The sequence below is a fragment of the Pseudonocardia ammonioxydans genome, assembly GCF_900115005.1.
GTDB classification, from domain to species: Bacteria; Actinomycetota; Actinomycetes; order Mycobacteriales; family Pseudonocardiaceae; genus Pseudonocardia; species Pseudonocardia ammonioxydans.
The window spans coordinates 89174-103355 of record NZ_FOUY01000018.1 but is presented as its reverse complement, the minus strand read 5'-3'; the positions used below and the strand labels follow the sequence as shown (position 1 = coordinate 103355).

Sequence of the window (14182 nt, the reverse complement as noted above, 5' to 3'; positions counted from 1 at the left end):
GAGGAGTCGTCGCTGAGCAGTCAGGGCTGGGCAGTCAGGGCTGGGCAGTCAGGGCTGTCCGCTGCTGCGGGGCCGCAGGTCGTGGCGCCGCCCTCACGGGACGGCGGTTCGTCGACGCAGCGCCGCGCCGACGCCGCTCGCGTCGAGTGAGGGCAGCTCGGCGGCCAGCTGCCACAGGCCGTCGGCGACAGCGCGCGGGTCGGCTGCGCCGGCGACGTCCAGACAGCCGAGGAGCTTGCGGTCGACGGCGTCCCGGCCGGGGCGCGCGTCGCCGGTACCGGGCATCCGGGCCTCGGCGGTGTCGTGCCGGCCGTCCGGGGTCTCGAGCTCGAGCCGGGCGCCGGCCATCACGGTGCTCTCGGGCAGGTCCTGACGGACCTCGATGCGGGCAGCCGCGGCGGCGATATCGGCGCGGCCGAGGTCGCCGCGCAGGGTCGTGAGGTCGTAACGGCCGGTCACCCACAGCGCGGCGAGCTGCCACGGCAGCGAGAACTGGGCGTCGACCAGTGGGCTGCCGCGGTCCCGCCACGGGCGGGCGACGAGCTCGTAGGCGGCGCCCGCGGGCAGATGCGCCACCATCCGGTGCAACGCCTCCGGGCCCGGGTGCCGCGCATACAACTGCTCACCGGCGGCCAGCGCGGCATGCGTGTAGCGGCAGGCGGGATAGGGCTTGAGCGCGACCGCGTCGAGCTCGGCCGGTCCGGTCAGCAGGTCGGCGAGCCGCAGCTCGGAGCCGGGCAGCACGCCGTAGGTGCCGCCGAGCCAGCCCGCCGGTCCGATGACGCCGGAACGGGCGAGCGACGCCGCTGTCACGCCGTGGGCGGTGGCGAGCCCGGGCTGGAGCCGCTTGGCCACCGAGCCGTCGACCACGGCCTGGCGGGTCGCCGGCGCGAGCGCAGCACCCAGGCACAGCGCGACGGCGTTCTCGGTGTCCGCCTCGTCGAGTCCCCACACGGTCGCGGCCGTGGCCGCAGCGGCGAGTGCGCCCAGCCCGGCGGTGCGGATGACCCCGGGACGGGGCCCGACGAGGCGGGCCAGCCGGGAGAAGAGCTGCACGCCGGTGGCCAGGCCGTCGAGGAACCGCTCCCCCGGCGCCGGCGAGGTGGCCATTGCCGCGACCGCCGCCGGGACGACGACGGCGGCGGTGTGCACGACGGCTTCGTCGTGCGTGTCGTCGAAGTCCCAGGCGTGGATCAGCGTGGAGAGCGCGGTGGCGGCCTGCGGCGCGGCGAGACGCAGACGGGTCCACGGGACCCTGCTCTCGCCGGGCGAGACCGCGGCGAGACCCGCGAGTACGGACCGTGCGTCGTCGTTCGCGGCACCGGCCGCGGCGAGACCGAGTGCGTCGACCAGCAGGTGCTGCAGGCGGTCGCGCTGCTCAGGGGCCAGGCCGGACCACCGGCCCGGATCGGCTGCCGATCCGGGCCGCGCCGCACGCACCTCCCGGCTCGTGCCCGTGATGCTCCCGATCACCAAGGTTCCTCCCGTGCTGTCGGCATCGACGACTCCCGTCGGTGACCGGTGTCACCCGGTCGGGGCGACACAGAGGCAAACACGAGGACGACCGAGGGGTCAATAGATTCTATAAAATCTACTCCACCGAACATGGAAAGTAGCGTCGTGGTAGATTCGGACCGCCCGGGACCGGGCCACACGGACGAGACCAGGAGCTCCGGAGTCCATGAGCGAGAGCGACGCGCCGCCCAAGAGCCGTACGGCCTACGTGCTCGATCGACTCAAGGCCGACCTCCAACAGGGAGTGATCAACCCGGGCGATCAGCTACGCCAGACCGCGATCGCCAAGCGCTACGGGGTGAGCCCGACTCCGGTCCGCGAGGCGCTGCGCATCCTGGCCGCCGACGGCACGATCGAGTACACGAGCCACCGTGGCGCCACGGTGCGCGACTTCACGCCGGAGATGGCCCGCGACCTGTACCGGATGCGAGCCGAGCTGGAGGGCCTCGCCTGCGAGGTGGCGGTCGAGCGGATGACCGACGAGCGTTACGCGGCCGTGCTCGCGGCGAACGAGCGCCTGGTCCGGGCGACGGCCGACGGCGTCGAGCCCGCGACCTTGTCCCTGCTCAACAAGGACCTGCACTTCTCCATCTACGAGAGCACATCCTCGGTGATGATCGAGGGCCTGCAGCTGCTGTGGGCCCGGTTCAAACCGTCGGTGACGTTGTGGGGGGTCACCGAGTTCAGCCAGGCCCTCGACCACGACCACGCGGGGATCCTGGACGCGCTCGCCCGTCGCGACGGACCGGCCGCACGGGCCGCCATGCACGCCCACATCATGCACGCGTGGGAGCTGCGCCAGACGAGCAAGGAGCTGCGCGCCACAGGCCCGACGAGCACGAACGAGTCGGACTCCGAAGCCTCCTGACCCCAGGTGCCCCACCTCCGACCCCTCGGGCGCCGGCCGCCGTGGTTCCTGTCCCTGGTCCTCGCCACGCTGCTCTCCCACGCCGTCCTCAGCGGTGTGCGGACGCTCATGTCCTACCGCGCTCTCGCGCTCGGCGGGGACGCTGTGGCGGTCGGCCTCATCACGGCCGTGTTCGCGCTGCTCCCCCTCGTCGTCGCACTACGGATCGGGCGCGCAGTCGACCGCGGCCGCGGTGTGCTGGTCGTGCGGCTCGGTCTGACGCTGACCGTCGTCGCGGTCCTGGCCGCCGCGCTCAGCCCCTCCCTCGCCGTTCTGATCGTCGCCAGCGCCGTGCTCGGGCTCGGGCAGATGTTGCACACCGTGGCGTGTCAGAGCTTGATCCCCCTGTGGTCGCCACCCGGCACGATCGACAACCGGTTCGGCCACCTCACGCTCGGGGTCTCGGTCGGCCAGCTCGTCGGCTTCCCGCTCGCCGGGGCCGTCACGACGCTCACCGATCGGGGCGTCGAGCCCGGGCAGGTCGCGACCACACCGGCGTTGCTGGTGATGGCGGGACTCGCCGCCGCGGCGGTACCGCTCGCCTTCGGTTTCGCCCCGGTCCGCCGGGGCCGGGTCGGCACGGCCGAGGCGGTCGGGACCGAACAGTCCACGCTCGCCATCCTCAACACCCCGGGGATGAAGCCCGCCATCTACTCCAGCCTGACCGTCCTCACCGGGATGGATCTGCTCATGGCCTATCTCCCGGTGCTCGGCCAGGAGACCGGACTCGGAGTCGGGACCGTCACCCTGCTGCTGACGGCGCGCACGGTCACCTCGGTGGTCTCGCGCGCGGCGATGCCCCTGCTGCTGCGCCGGCTGCCCCGGCGGGCACTCCTCGTGTCGGCCACGCTCGCCTCCGGCATCCCGATGGCGCTGCTGCCCCTGACCGACGACGTCGTACTGCTGGCCGTCGCGATGCTGGTGGTCGGTCGGATTCTTCTGGGGTCTCGGGCAGCCGCTCACGATGTCCTGGGTGACCCTGGTCGCCGATCACCACAACCGCGCTGCCGCACTGTCGGTACGACTGGCGGGCAACCGCATCGGGCAGGTCCTGGTCCCGCTCGGCGCGGGCGGTCTGGCCGGGCTCACCGGTGGTGCCGGGGCGATCTTCCACGCCGTGGGACTGCTGCTGCTCTCCTCGGCGGCGTGCACGCTGGTCGCGACACGGGACCTGCCCACCCGGCCCGACACGTAGCGTCGGCGATCGCACCGCTCGAGCTCGGCGGATGCCGAACCGACGGTGCCACCCGCCGACCCCTCACGGCGGGTGGCACCTGTGCCGGCTCCTACCGGCGACGGGCCTGCAGCAGGGCGGGGACCAGCACGGCCACCGCGAGGTGCACGAAGAACAACGCCACCTGGGTCGCCGGTGTCGCGACGATCAGGAAGATCGGGACCATCGACGCGGTGACCACCACCGCGGCCAGGCCCGTCCAGATCCGGGCGGCGTGCCGGGTGAGGCGTTCGAGCACTGCCAGGCCGGCCCAGCCCAGCAGGGACACGACGAGCGTGACCACCGCGGTGGTCCAGGCGTCGATGACCACGGCGCCGGTCGGGTCCCGCAGGACGTAGTCGGCGCCGGCGAGTGCACCGACGGCCCAGACGGCGAGGGTGACGACGACGGTCGCCGCGACGCCGGCCAGTCGCAGCAGCCGCCGGCGTGCCACCGGCGTGCCGGCGGCGGTCGGGTGAACGGTGTGGACGGTTGTGGTTTCGCTCATGGGACAGAGCCTGGGACCTGAAGTTCAGTTCAGGTCAAGAGGTTTCCCCCACCCGGTTCAGCGCTTGTCCGGAACGCCCCGGTAGGTCCGCCAGGACGGCGCGATCAACCAGCCCGCGTCGACCGGCAGGTTCACCCCGGTGATCGCCGAGGCGGCATCGGAGGCGAGGAAGCACACGGCGTCGGCGACCTCCTCGGTCCGGACCATCCGGCCCAGCACCGAGGCCTCCACCAGGTTGGCGGGGTCGCGCTGGCCCTGGTCGATCTGCTCCTGCAACAGCGGCGTCAGCGTGTAGCCCGGCGACACCGAGTTCACCCGGACCCCCGACCGGCCCCACTCGGTCGCCAGGTCCGCGGTCAGCGCGATCACCGCGGCCTTGGCCGGCGTGTAGGAGTGCAGCGGCATCGACCGCATCCCGGCGATCGACGCGATCGTCACGATGTTGCCGCTGCCCCGCACCGCCATCCGGCGGCCGACGGCGACCGCGCAGAGCCAGGTGCCGCGCAGGTCCACGTCCAGGACCTTGTCCCACATGGACTGGTCCAGCTCCTCCGGCGGGAGCGGCGGCTGGGTGATCCCCGCCGAGGTCACCAGGACGTCGATCGGCCCGGCCGTCTCCTCTGCACGGTCCACTGCGGAGGAGACGGAGTCCTCGGAGGTCACGTCCATGACCACGGCGTGCCCGCCGACCTCGGAGGCGAGCTCACGGGCCCGCTCCTCGGCGATGTCGGCCACGACCACCGACGCCCCGGCGGCGGCCGCCCGCCGGCAGACCTCCGCGCCGATCCCGCTCGCGCCACCGGTGACCAGGACGACCCGTCCGGAGAGTGCTGACGTCATGGTTGTGGTCTACCCCACTCACCGTCCGGCACGGAAGGGGACGCCGGTGGATCACCCGGTAGCGTCCGGCCGATGAGTGACGCCCCCGCCACCCCGGTGCGCGTCGAGCGCGACGGCGACCTCGCCGTCGTCGTGCTCGACCATCCCCCGCTCAACCTGTTCGACGAGTCGGTCTTCGCCGGCTTCGAGAGCGCCGTCGCCGAGCTGGCCGCGATCACCGCGCCCGGCCACCCGGACCGCGCCCGCGCGGTCCTGTTCGAGGCACGCGGCAAGGTCGTCTCCGGCGGGGTGGACGTCCACGGCTTCCAGGAGATCGCCGAGGGGCCCGACCCGGTCGGGCAGGGCACCACGCTGTGGAGCCGGTTGATGCGCCTGGCCCAGGGCATCGAGGACCTGCCGGTGCCGACGGTCTTCGCCGCGCACGGCCTCACCCTCACCGCGGCGTTCGAGCTGTCCCTGGCCTGTGACCTGCTGCTGGCCACCGAGAACGCCTCGTTCGGGCTCGTCGAGATCGTCGTCGGCCTCACCCCGTCGATGGGCGGACCGCAGCGCCTGGCCGAACGCGCCGGGCCGGCCCGGGCGAAGGAGCTCGTCCTCACCGGCGAGCGGTTCGGGGCCGAGGTGCTGCGCGAGTGGGGCGTGGTCAACCGGGTGCTGCCTCGTGACGGGTTCGCCGAGGCCGCCCGCGCGTTCGCCGGCACGCTGGCGGCGGGCCCGACCAGGGCGCACGCGGCCACCAAGCAGCTCGTCGGCACCGCCGTCCGGGACGGCGTGCGGGCCGCCGACGCGATCACCCCGCAGCTCTCCGGTGCCCTGTTCGGCACCGAGGACCTGCGCGGGGCCGTCGCCTCCTTCCTGACCGAGGGCCCCGGCCGGGCCACCTACCGGGGCCGCTGACCCCGCTCGGCTCGCGCCCCGGCAGGCGTGAGCCGCGTCGTCGTGCCGGACGCCGGTGAGCCGGCCTCGCGCTCCCGGCGACCACCGGCAGGCCCGCCCCTCGCGGTGCTGAGGCACGGGCCTCCCCCACCCCGCTACCGGGGCGCCGGCATCGCGCCGGCGCCTCCGGCGTCGTGACCTGGGGTTGTCGTCGTTTCGATGACGAATTGCTGGCGTCAATGATTCGTTGACCACAGGAGTACCGAGCATCCGGGCAGGGCCACGGATGCGGGTTTCAGCGCGCCCGGCGGAACCGCCCCGGCTCGACGATCTCGCAGGTCCCGTCGGCGACCAGCCGGGCCAGGTGCTGCTCGGAGGTCCGTCGCTCGACGGTGTCCGCCCACGGCAGGTCCACGTGCGGGCGGTAGACGATCCGGTGGGCCACCACCTCGTCGAGGGTGCGCGGCTCACCGAGGAACTCCAGCAGCCGCTGCTCGCGGGTGCCGATCACGTCGCGGTAGGCCCGCAGCTGCTCGGCGAACTGCTGCGCGCCGGTCACCACACCCTTGTGGTGGAACGTGCCGTACCAGCGGGCCTGCACCTGCAGGCAGCGTTCGATGGAGGCCTCGAACGCCTCGAGGTCGCTGCCCGTGTCGCCGTAGTACGGGCCGAACCGGCTCAGGTCGATGTCACCGACGAAGAAGAAGTCGTCGGGCTCGATCAGCAGCCCGCAGTGGCCTGCCGTGTGCCCGGGCAGGTGCACCACGGTCACCGTCCGGTCCCCCAGGTCCAGCCGGGTGCCGTCGGCCAGGCCGGTGGCGTCCGGGCGGTCCACCAGCCCGAAGTCGCGCACCAGCTCGGCCCGGAACTCCCCGGTCCGGTCCGCGGGCAGGCCGTAGCCCTCGACCAGGGTGTCGACCGACCGCACCGCCGCCAGGTCCGCGTCGTGCGCGTACACGGGCACGTCCGGGTAGCGGTGCACGCCCGCCAGGTGGTCCTCGTGGCCGTGGCTGACGACGATCGCGTCGACCCGCTCGCCGCCCTCGATCCCGGCCGGGCCCTGTTCCCCGACCGCGAGCGACGGGTCGACCAGCACGGTCTCGCCGCTCCCGCGGATCAGCAACGAGTTGCCGTAGGGGTAGCGCCCCCCGTTCTCCGGCATCAGGACGCCGACGGCGCCGTGATCGTGACGGCTCAGCCCGGCCATCCGCACCTCCGCAACCCGGCTGCAGGCGATTCCTGCGACCGTGCCGGACCCTACCCACCGCCCCGCCCGGTCCGCGATCACGGCGAGCCGCACCCGCGGAGGTCCCGGCCGGCGCGGAGCGGGCCGCCCCCGCCCGCGCCGGCCGGGTGATCAGGCGGGCACGGCGTCGGTGCGGCGCTCCCACGCCCGGTGCCTGCCGAGCGCCGTGCAGAAGGACTCGACGAACTCCTCGGGCACCGAGCCCGTCGCGCCCGGCGCCGAGACGACCCCCAGGTCCTCGACGACCCGGTCGCCGTCGACCTCGACCCGGGCCGACCCGGCCGCCGCCCGGGCCACCAGCCCGGTCCCGGCTCCGAGGGCGCCGACCGCCTTGGCGTGCTTGATCGCCTCGGCGACGAAGTGGACCGCGTAGCCGTCCTGGCCCAGCGTCGCGACGGACCCCGTGCCGCCGGGCACGATCACCGCGTCGTAGACCACCGAGGCCATCGAGTTGATCGCCCGGTCGACCGGGACGTCCGCGTCGTGCGAGCCGCGCACGGACCCGGCGGTGGGCGCGAGCAGCTCGGGCAGCGCGCCCCGCGCCCCCAGCGCCTCGGCCAGCTCGGCCGCGACCGGGTCCACGCCGTCGGCCACCAGGATCGCGATCTTGCGCGAGGCCACCGACCCGTACAGCGTGTTGACCTGGCTCAGCGCCGGTGAGGTCCGGCCGTGGTTCGGCGTCGGTGTGCCGGAGGGCGGTGTGACGCCGACGCCCTCGGCCACCGCGACCGCGAGGTCGTGGTCGATGTGGTTGAGCTGCTCGACCTGCTGCTCGCGCACGTGCATGTGATCGCACTTGTTCAGCTCGAAGCGGTAGGCCGCGACGATGTGCTCGCGTTCCCAGCCGGCCATGCTGTTCCAGAACAGCGTGGCCTGGCTGTGGTACTCCTGGAAGCTGGGGCTGCGCTTGCGGATCTTCTCGCCGTCCACCCGCTCCTGGTAGTGCCGGAACACCTCGCTGTCGGCGATGGCCGGGCAGCCGCCCTGCAGGGTGTTCTTGTGATAGGGCGCGCGTCCCTGGTGGATCTGCATCTGCATGAACCCGTCGCGCTGGTTGTTGCTGACCTCGGTGACGGCCCGGTTGACCGGCAGGTGGTGGAAGTTCGCCGAGCCGAACCGGTTGAGCTGGGTGTCGAGGTAGGAGAAGTTGCGGGCCTGCAGCAGCGGGTCGTTGGTGAAGTCGATCCCGGGCACCACGTTCGCGGTGTGGAACGCGACCTGCTCGGTCTCGGCGAAGAAGTTGTCCGGGTTGCGGTTGAGCACCATCTTCCCGACGGGCTGCACCGGCACCTCCTCCTCCGGGATGATCTTGGTGGCGTCCAGCAGGTCGAAGTCGAACCGGTGCTCGTCGGCCTCGGGCACCAGCTGCACGCCCAGCTCGTACTCCGGGAACGCGCCCTTCTCGATCGCCTCCCAGAGGTCGCGGCGGTTGAAGTCCGGGTCCTTGCCCTGGATCTTCTGCGCCTCGTCCCACTGCAGTGAGTGGGTGCCCAGCACCGGCGTCCAGTGGAACTTCACGAACGTGCCGCGCCCGTCCGCGCCGACCAGCCGGAACGTGTGCACGCCGAAGCCCTGCATCATCCGGTAGCTGCGCGGGATCGCCCGGTCCGACATCAGCCACATGATCGCGTGCTGGGCCTCGGGCTGGAGCGAGACGAAGTCCCACAGCGTGTCGTGCGCCGACTGGGCCTGCGGGATCGCCGACTCGGGCTCCGGCTTCACCGCGTGCACGAAGTCCGGGAACTTGATCCCGTCGTGGATGAAGAACACCGGGAAGTTGTTCCCGACCAGGTCGTAGTTGCCCTGGGTGGTGTAGAACTTCGTCGCGAACCCGCGCACGTCGCGCACCGTGTCGGCGGAACCCTTGAACCCCGCCACGGTCGAGAACCGCACGAACACCGGAGTCTGCACCGACGGGTCGGCCAGGAACCGGGCGACGGTGAACTCGGCCAGCGAGTCGTCGTAGGGCTGGAAGTAGCCGTAGGCACCCGACCCGCGCGCGTGCACCACACGCTCCGGGATCCGCTCGTGGTCGAAGTGCATGATCTTCTCGCGCGCGTGGAAGTCCTCGAGCAGCGTCGGACCCCGCTCCCCCACGGTCAGCGAGTCGTCGGTGTGGTCGACCCGCACGCCCTGGTTGGTGGTGAGGTTGGTGCCCTGCGGGTCGTGCCGGGCAGCGTCGAGCCGGCGCTGCTTGTCCTCGGCCCCGCTCTGCGGGTCCGGCTCGGGGATCGACTGGAACGACGTGGCCATCGGGAGGTCCTTCCGGTGTCGCGCTTCGGGTGGGCCGTCGGCTGCTACCCGGTGGCGGGCGGAAATCACCCGTGCAGCGGTCCCGGCCTCCGATCGGGGCCGTGAACCGCCGTGGCGGGGCCGTGTCGGTCCCGGACCCGGCCCCGTGCTGACGGCACGATCGTCGGTGATGGCCGACCCTCACCTCCCCACCGCGCGCACCCTGCTCGAGGCGCTGCCCCGCCGTGCCGATGCGCCGCTGCCGGGGCCCCCGGCCGGGGCGTCCGCCGGGATCGATACCGACTGGCCCGGCGTCGAGGACCCCGACGCCCTCCGCACCCTGGTCGCCCGCTGGCTGGCCGGCTACGGCGCCGCGCAGACCCGGCGGACCTATGCCTACGCGCTCGGCCTGCCCCCGGCGTGGGCGGACGCGGTCACCGGGACCGCCCCCACCGGTCCGGGCGCGAGCGAGGGGGCGGGCCGCAGCGCTCCTCCCCCGGCCCGGCGGGGCCGGCTGCACCGGCTGGCCTACTTCCGCTGGTGCGCCGGGCGGGCGCTGGACCCGCGGGCGGCGACCGCCGCGCACGTCACGGCCTGGCTGCACGCCCTCGACGCTGCCGGCGCCGGCAAGCGGACCCGGGCCCGGATGCTGTCCACGGTGTCGGCGTTCTACGGGTTCCTGGCCGAGGAGGGCGTCGTCGACGCCAACCCGGCCGCGCTGCACCGGGGGCGGCTGGGCCTCACCGGGACCTCCCGGGACCCGTCGCCCACGATCCGGCTGACCGCCGAGCAGGTGCGTGCACTGTGGACCTCGGCGGCGGAGCTGCCCAACCGCACCCGGCACCGCGAGCTCTACGCCTGCCGGGCCGTCGCCTACGTCGCGCTGCTCAGCCTGGGCCTGCGGATCTCGGAGATCACCGGGCTGGACCGCGCGGACCTCGTCGTCACCGGCGGGGAACGGGTGCTGCGTGTGCACGGGAAGGGCGGCGCGGTGCGCGAGGTCTTCCCGGGGGAGGCGACCGTCGACGCCCTGACCGGCTACCTGCTGCTGCGCGACCGCGAGTACGGCGACCCGCTCCCGGCCCGCGGCACCGGCGCCCCCCGCTCCCCCATGCTCGCCACCCGCGACGGTGGCCGGTGCTCGCGCCACGACCTGCACCTGCTGCTGCGCCGGATCGCCCGCAACGCCGGCCCGGAGCTGGCCGAGGTCGCCGAGCGCGTGCACCCGCACGCCCTGCGGCACGCCTACGTCACCCTCGCGCTCGAGGCCGGGGCACCCATCCAGCACGTCCAGGCCGACGTCGGGCACGCCAGCATCGCGACCACCCGGCACTACGACCGGTCGCTGCGCAGCCGCGCCGGCAGCGCCGCCGACCTCGTCACGGACCTGCTCACGAAGTGACCCGCTCGCCGCACACCGGGGCTTGACCTCGACCGCACTTCAGGTCGCAGGGTGGGTGGTGCCCGTCATCCGCGAAGGAGAACCCATGGACGTCACCCCGCCCGTCGCCCGCTTCGACCAGGCCTACCGCGACGGCGACCCGCCCTGGGTGATCGGCGGACCGCAGCCGGCGGTCGTCGCGCTCGCCCGGGACGGGGCGTTCCGCGGCACCGTGCTCGACCTCGGGTGCGGCACCGGTGAGCACACGATCCACCTGGCCCGCCTCGGGTACGACGTGCTCGGCGCCGACGGCTCCGGTGCCGCCGTCGAGCGGGCCCGGGAGCGGGCGGCCGCGGCCGGGGTGGCGGCCCGTTTCACCGTCGCCGACGCCCTGGACCCGGCGGGCCTCGACCCGGTCGACACCGTCCTCGACAGTGCCCTGTTCCACGTGTTCGACGCCGCCGACCAGGCCCGCTACGCCCGCGCCCTGGCCGGCATCGTGCGGCCCGGCGGTGCCGTGCACGTCCTCGCGCTCGCGCGGACCGGCGCGGCCGCCGAGTTCGGCCCGGTGATCGACGCCGCCGCGATCGAGGCCGCGTTCGCCGGTCCCGGGTGGACAGTCGAGGAGATCACCGCCGCGAGCTACCGCGGTGTGGTCACCACCGAGCTCGCCGATGCCTACGGCGAACCGGCCGGGACCCGGGTCGAGGTCCCCGCACACCTGGCCCGGATCCGGCGGAGCTGACCGCGCACCCGGACCGGCACGCCGCCGTGGCCGGGCCGCAGTGCGCCCCCTGCGTGCCGCGGCCCGGTCAGTTCGGCTGCGACGGCCGCCGCTGCGGCAGGCAGCAGTCCACCGCGCAGGGCGCGCCGTTACGGGTGCAGCCGCCCGCGGGGACGCTGCCGAGCCGGCGGACCGGCGCGGCGTCGGTGTGCTCGCGCACCAGCTCGATCACCATGTCGGCGAAGCGCGGATCCGGCCCGGCGGTCGCCGCCCGGGCAAAGCCCATGCCGTGCTCGGCCGCGCGCTCGGCCGCCTCGTTGTCGAGGTCCCAGATGACCTCGACGTGGTCGGAGACGAACCCGACCGGCGCGATGACGACCGCCGGGACGCCCTTGGCGGCCAGGTCGTCGATGTGGTCGACGACGTCCGGCTCCAGCCACGGCACCTGCGGCGGGCCCGAGCGGGACTGCCAGACGACGTCGAAGTCGTCGACCCCCAGCTCCGCGGCGACCAGCGCGGAGGCCTCGGCGATCTGGCGCGAGTACCGGTGCCCGCCCTCGTCCGGGGTGCCGGCCGCGGCGTCGGCGGCGTTCGGGATCGAGTGCGCCGTGAACACCAGCCGGGCGTGCTCGCGCTGCTCCTCGGGGAGGCCGGCCAGTGCGGCGCGCACCGCGTCGGCGTTGGCGCGCACGAAGTCCGGGTGGTCGTGGAAGTGCCGCAGCTTCACCAGCTCGGGCGCGGTGTCCCCGACCGCGTCCCGGGCCCGGACGATGTCCTCGTGGTACTGGCGGCAGGCCGAGTAGCCGCCGTAGGCGCTGGTGGCGAACACCAGCGCCCGGCCGATCCCGGCCTCGGTCATCTCCCGGACGGTGTCCTCGGCGAACGGGTGCCAGTTGCGGTTGCCGAAGTAGACCGGCAGCTCGGTGCGGGCGGCGATGGCGTCGACCAGCTCGCGGTTGCGGGCGTTGATCGGAGAGACGCCGCCGAAGTGCTGGTAGTGCTCCTCGACGGCGTCGAGGCGTTCCGGCGGCACACCGCGGCCCCGGGTCACGTTCTCCAGGAAGGGGCGGACCTCGTCGGGGGCCTCGGGCCCACCGAAGCTCAGCAGCAGGATGGCGTCGAACCGCTCGGGCGCTGGAACATCAACCACGCCTCCGATTATCGACGCCCTCCCGCAGCCGCGCCGGGCGGGCCCCGGCCACCCCGGTCACACCCCGACCGCGTGCACCCCGCCGTCGGCCATCACCATCGACCCGGTGGTGACGGGCAGCCAGTCCGAGAGCACCGCGCAGACGGTCTTCGCCACCGGGACCGGGTCACCCATGTCCCAGCCGAGCGGGGCGCGCTGGTCCCACACGTCCTCGAACGCCCCGAAGCCCGGGATCGACTTCGCGGCCATCGTCTTCACCGGCCCGGCCGCGACCAGGTTGACCCGGATGCCGTCGCGGCCCAGGTCACGGGCGAGGTAGCGGGTGACCGACTCCAGTGCCGACTTCGCGACGCCCATCCAGTCGTAGGCCGGCCACGCCTGCCGGTTGTCGAAGTCCATCCCGACGACCGAGGCCCCCGGCCCCATCAGCGGCTTGCACGCCATCGCCAGCGACTTCAGCGAGAACGCGCTGACCTGGATCGTGGTGGCGACGTCCTCCCACTCCGCGCTCAGGAACGCGCCCTCGCCGAGGGCGCCCGCCGGGGCGAACCCGATCGAGTGCAGGACCCCGTCGAGCCGCGGCTCGTCGCCGAGGTGCGGGGTGATCCGCTCGACCAGCGAGTCGAGCTGGTCCTGGTCGGACACGTCCAGCTCGACGACGGGCGCGGGCTTCGGCAGCCGCTGCGCGATCCGCTCGACCAGGCGCATCCGCCCGTACCCGGTGAGCACCACCTCGGCGCCCTGTTCCTGGGCGATCTTCGCAGCGTGGAAGGCGAGCGAGGCGTCGGTGATCACACCGGTGATCAGCAGCCGCTTGCCGTCGAGCAGTCCCATGGTGTCCTTTCGCAGATGGTTCGCCGGAGCCGCTTCTAGTGGCCCATGCCGAGGCCGCCGTCGACCGGGACGACCGCCCCGGTGACGTAGCCGGCGCCCGGCGAGGCCAGGAACGTGACGACGGACGCGACCTCGTCCGGGGCGGCGTAGCGGGCCAGCGGGATCGTCCCGAGGATCTCGTCGCGGCGCTTCTCGGGCAGCGCGCGCGTCATGTCGGTGTCGACGAACCCGGGCGCGACGACGTTGGCGGTGATGCCGCGGCTGCCGAGCTCACGGGCCACCGAGCGGGCCAGTCCGACCAGGCCCGACTTGGACGCCGCGTAGTTGACCTGCCCCGCCGAGCCGGACAGCCCGACCACCGACGAGATGAAGATCATCCGGCCGCCCTTGGCCTTCAGCATCCCGCGCGAGGCCCGCTTGGCGACCCGGTAGGCGGCGGTGAGGTTGGCGTCGACGACCGAGGTGAACGACTCCTCCCCCATCCGCATGAGCAGGCCGTCGTCGTTGCGCCCGGCGTTGGACACCAGCACCTCGACCGGGCCGTGCGCGGCCTCGGCCTCGGTGAAGGCGGCGTCGACGGACGCCGCGTCGGTCACGTCGCAGTGCACCGGCAGCAGACCGTCCGGCACGTCGTCCTTCCCCGAGCGGTAGGTCACCGCCACCTGATCTCCCTGGGCGACGAACTCCTTGGCGATCGCCAGGCCGATGCCGCGGTTTCCTCCGGTCACGAGCACGCTGCGTCCCACGCGGGAGAAC

The 14182-nt window shown here is 73.6% G+C and carries 13 protein-coding genes and 1 pseudogene; 6 read left to right on the top strand and 8 right to left on the bottom strand.

Annotated features, from left to right (window positions below; genetic code table 11):
• Positions 1 to 93: 93 nt before the first annotated feature.
• Positions 94 to 1473, bottom strand: a complete 1380-nt coding sequence (locus BM093_RS18225) for an MmgE/PrpD family protein (RefSeq protein WP_177238552.1) — start codon at positions 1471 to 1473, stop codon at positions 94 to 96.
• A 208-nt stretch (positions 1474 to 1681) separates the two neighbouring features.
• On the opposite strand from BM093_RS18225, the gene BM093_RS18220 reads away from it, so the two are divergent.
• The 3 genes and pseudogenes from BM093_RS18220 to BM093_RS37395 all read left to right on the top strand — a co-directional run bounded on the left by BM093_RS18220 (position 1682) and on the right by BM093_RS37395 (position 3617).
• Positions 1682 to 2383, top strand: a complete 702-nt coding sequence (locus tag BM093_RS18220) for a GntR family transcriptional regulator (RefSeq protein WP_093345164.1) — start codon at positions 1682 to 1684, stop codon at positions 2381 to 2383.
• A gap of 108 nt (positions 2384 to 2491) precedes the next feature.
• Positions 2492 to 3292 (top strand): annotated as a pseudogene (locus BM093_RS38365) (MFS transporter); the annotation flags it as partial.
• A gap of 103 nt (positions 3293 to 3395) precedes the next feature.
• A complete protein-coding gene (locus BM093_RS37395; RefSeq protein WP_245773606.1) occupies positions 3396 to 3617 on the top strand; it encodes a hypothetical protein in 222 nt (73 codons plus the stop codon).
• A gap of 91 nt (positions 3618 to 3708) precedes the next feature.
• Here the strand turns inward: BM093_RS37395 and BM093_RS37390 are convergent, their stop codons facing one another.
• Both BM093_RS37390 and BM093_RS18205 read right to left on the bottom strand, forming a co-directional pair.
• Positions 3709 to 4143 carry a DUF6069 family protein gene (locus tag BM093_RS37390; protein WP_093345158.1) on the bottom strand — a complete coding sequence of 145 codons (435 nt, stop codon included), beginning with the start codon at positions 4141 to 4143 and terminating at the stop codon, positions 3709 to 3711.
• Between the two features lie 57 nt (positions 4144 to 4200).
• Positions 4201 to 4983, bottom strand: a complete 783-nt coding sequence (locus BM093_RS18205) for an SDR family NAD(P)-dependent oxidoreductase (RefSeq protein WP_093345153.1) — start codon at positions 4981 to 4983, stop codon at positions 4201 to 4203.
• Between the two features lie 72 nt (positions 4984 to 5055).
• Here BM093_RS18205 and BM093_RS18200 point away from each other — a divergent pair, with 72 nt between their 5' ends.
• The gene (locus BM093_RS18200) at positions 5056 to 5880 is read left to right on the top strand and encodes an enoyl-CoA hydratase/isomerase family protein (protein ID WP_093345148.1); all 825 of its coding nucleotides are present in this window, start codon (positions 5056 to 5058) and stop codon (positions 5878 to 5880) included.
• A 274-nt stretch (positions 5881 to 6154) separates the two neighbouring features.
• Here BM093_RS18200 and BM093_RS18195 read toward each other — a convergent pair whose 3' ends face one another.
• Together BM093_RS18195 and BM093_RS18190 are read right to left on the bottom strand one after the other, a co-directional pair.
• Complete coding sequence (locus BM093_RS18195) at positions 6155 to 7066, bottom strand: MBL fold metallo-hydrolase (RefSeq protein WP_093345144.1); 912 nt, start codon at positions 7064 to 7066, stop codon at positions 6155 to 6157.
• A 150-nt stretch (positions 7067 to 7216) separates the two neighbouring features.
• Positions 7217 to 9358: a catalase gene (locus BM093_RS18190; protein ID WP_093345140.1), complete on the bottom strand. Its 2142-nt coding sequence runs from the start codon at positions 9356 to 9358 to the stop codon at positions 7217 to 7219.
• Positions 9359 to 9527: 169 nt separating this feature from the next.
• Between BM093_RS18190 and BM093_RS18185 the strand changes: the two genes are divergently transcribed.
• Together BM093_RS18185 and BM093_RS18180 are read left to right on the top strand one after the other, a co-directional pair.
• Positions 9528 to 10739, top strand: coding sequence for a tyrosine-type recombinase/integrase (locus BM093_RS18185; protein WP_093345135.1), 1212 nt, complete (start codon positions 9528 to 9530; stop codon positions 10737 to 10739).
• An 85-nt stretch (positions 10740 to 10824) separates the two neighbouring features.
• A complete protein-coding gene (locus BM093_RS18180; RefSeq protein WP_093345132.1) occupies positions 10825 to 11463 on the top strand; it encodes a class I SAM-dependent methyltransferase in 639 nt (212 codons plus the stop codon).
• 67 nt (positions 11464 to 11530) lie between these two features.
• Here BM093_RS18180 and BM093_RS18175 read toward each other — a convergent pair whose 3' ends face one another.
• From BM093_RS18175 to fabG, 3 genes are read right to left on the bottom strand one after another with little or no spacing between them, the layout of a single operon-like run.
• A complete protein-coding gene (locus BM093_RS18175; protein WP_093345129.1) occupies positions 11531 to 12592 on the bottom strand; it encodes a ferrochelatase in 1062 nt (353 codons plus the stop codon).
• A 57-nt stretch (positions 12593 to 12649) separates the two neighbouring features.
• A complete protein-coding gene (fabI, locus tag BM093_RS18170) occupies positions 12650 to 13426 on the bottom strand; it encodes an enoyl-ACP reductase FabI (protein ID WP_093345124.1) in 777 nt (258 codons plus the stop codon).
• Between the two features lie 35 nt (positions 13427 to 13461).
• Positions 13462 to 14172 (bottom strand): 3-oxoacyl-ACP reductase FabG, encoded by a 711-nt coding sequence (gene fabG / locus BM093_RS18165; RefSeq protein ID WP_093345117.1) that lies wholly within the window; start codon positions 14170 to 14172, stop codon positions 13462 to 13464.
• Between the last annotated feature and the right edge of the window lie 10 nt (positions 14173 to 14182).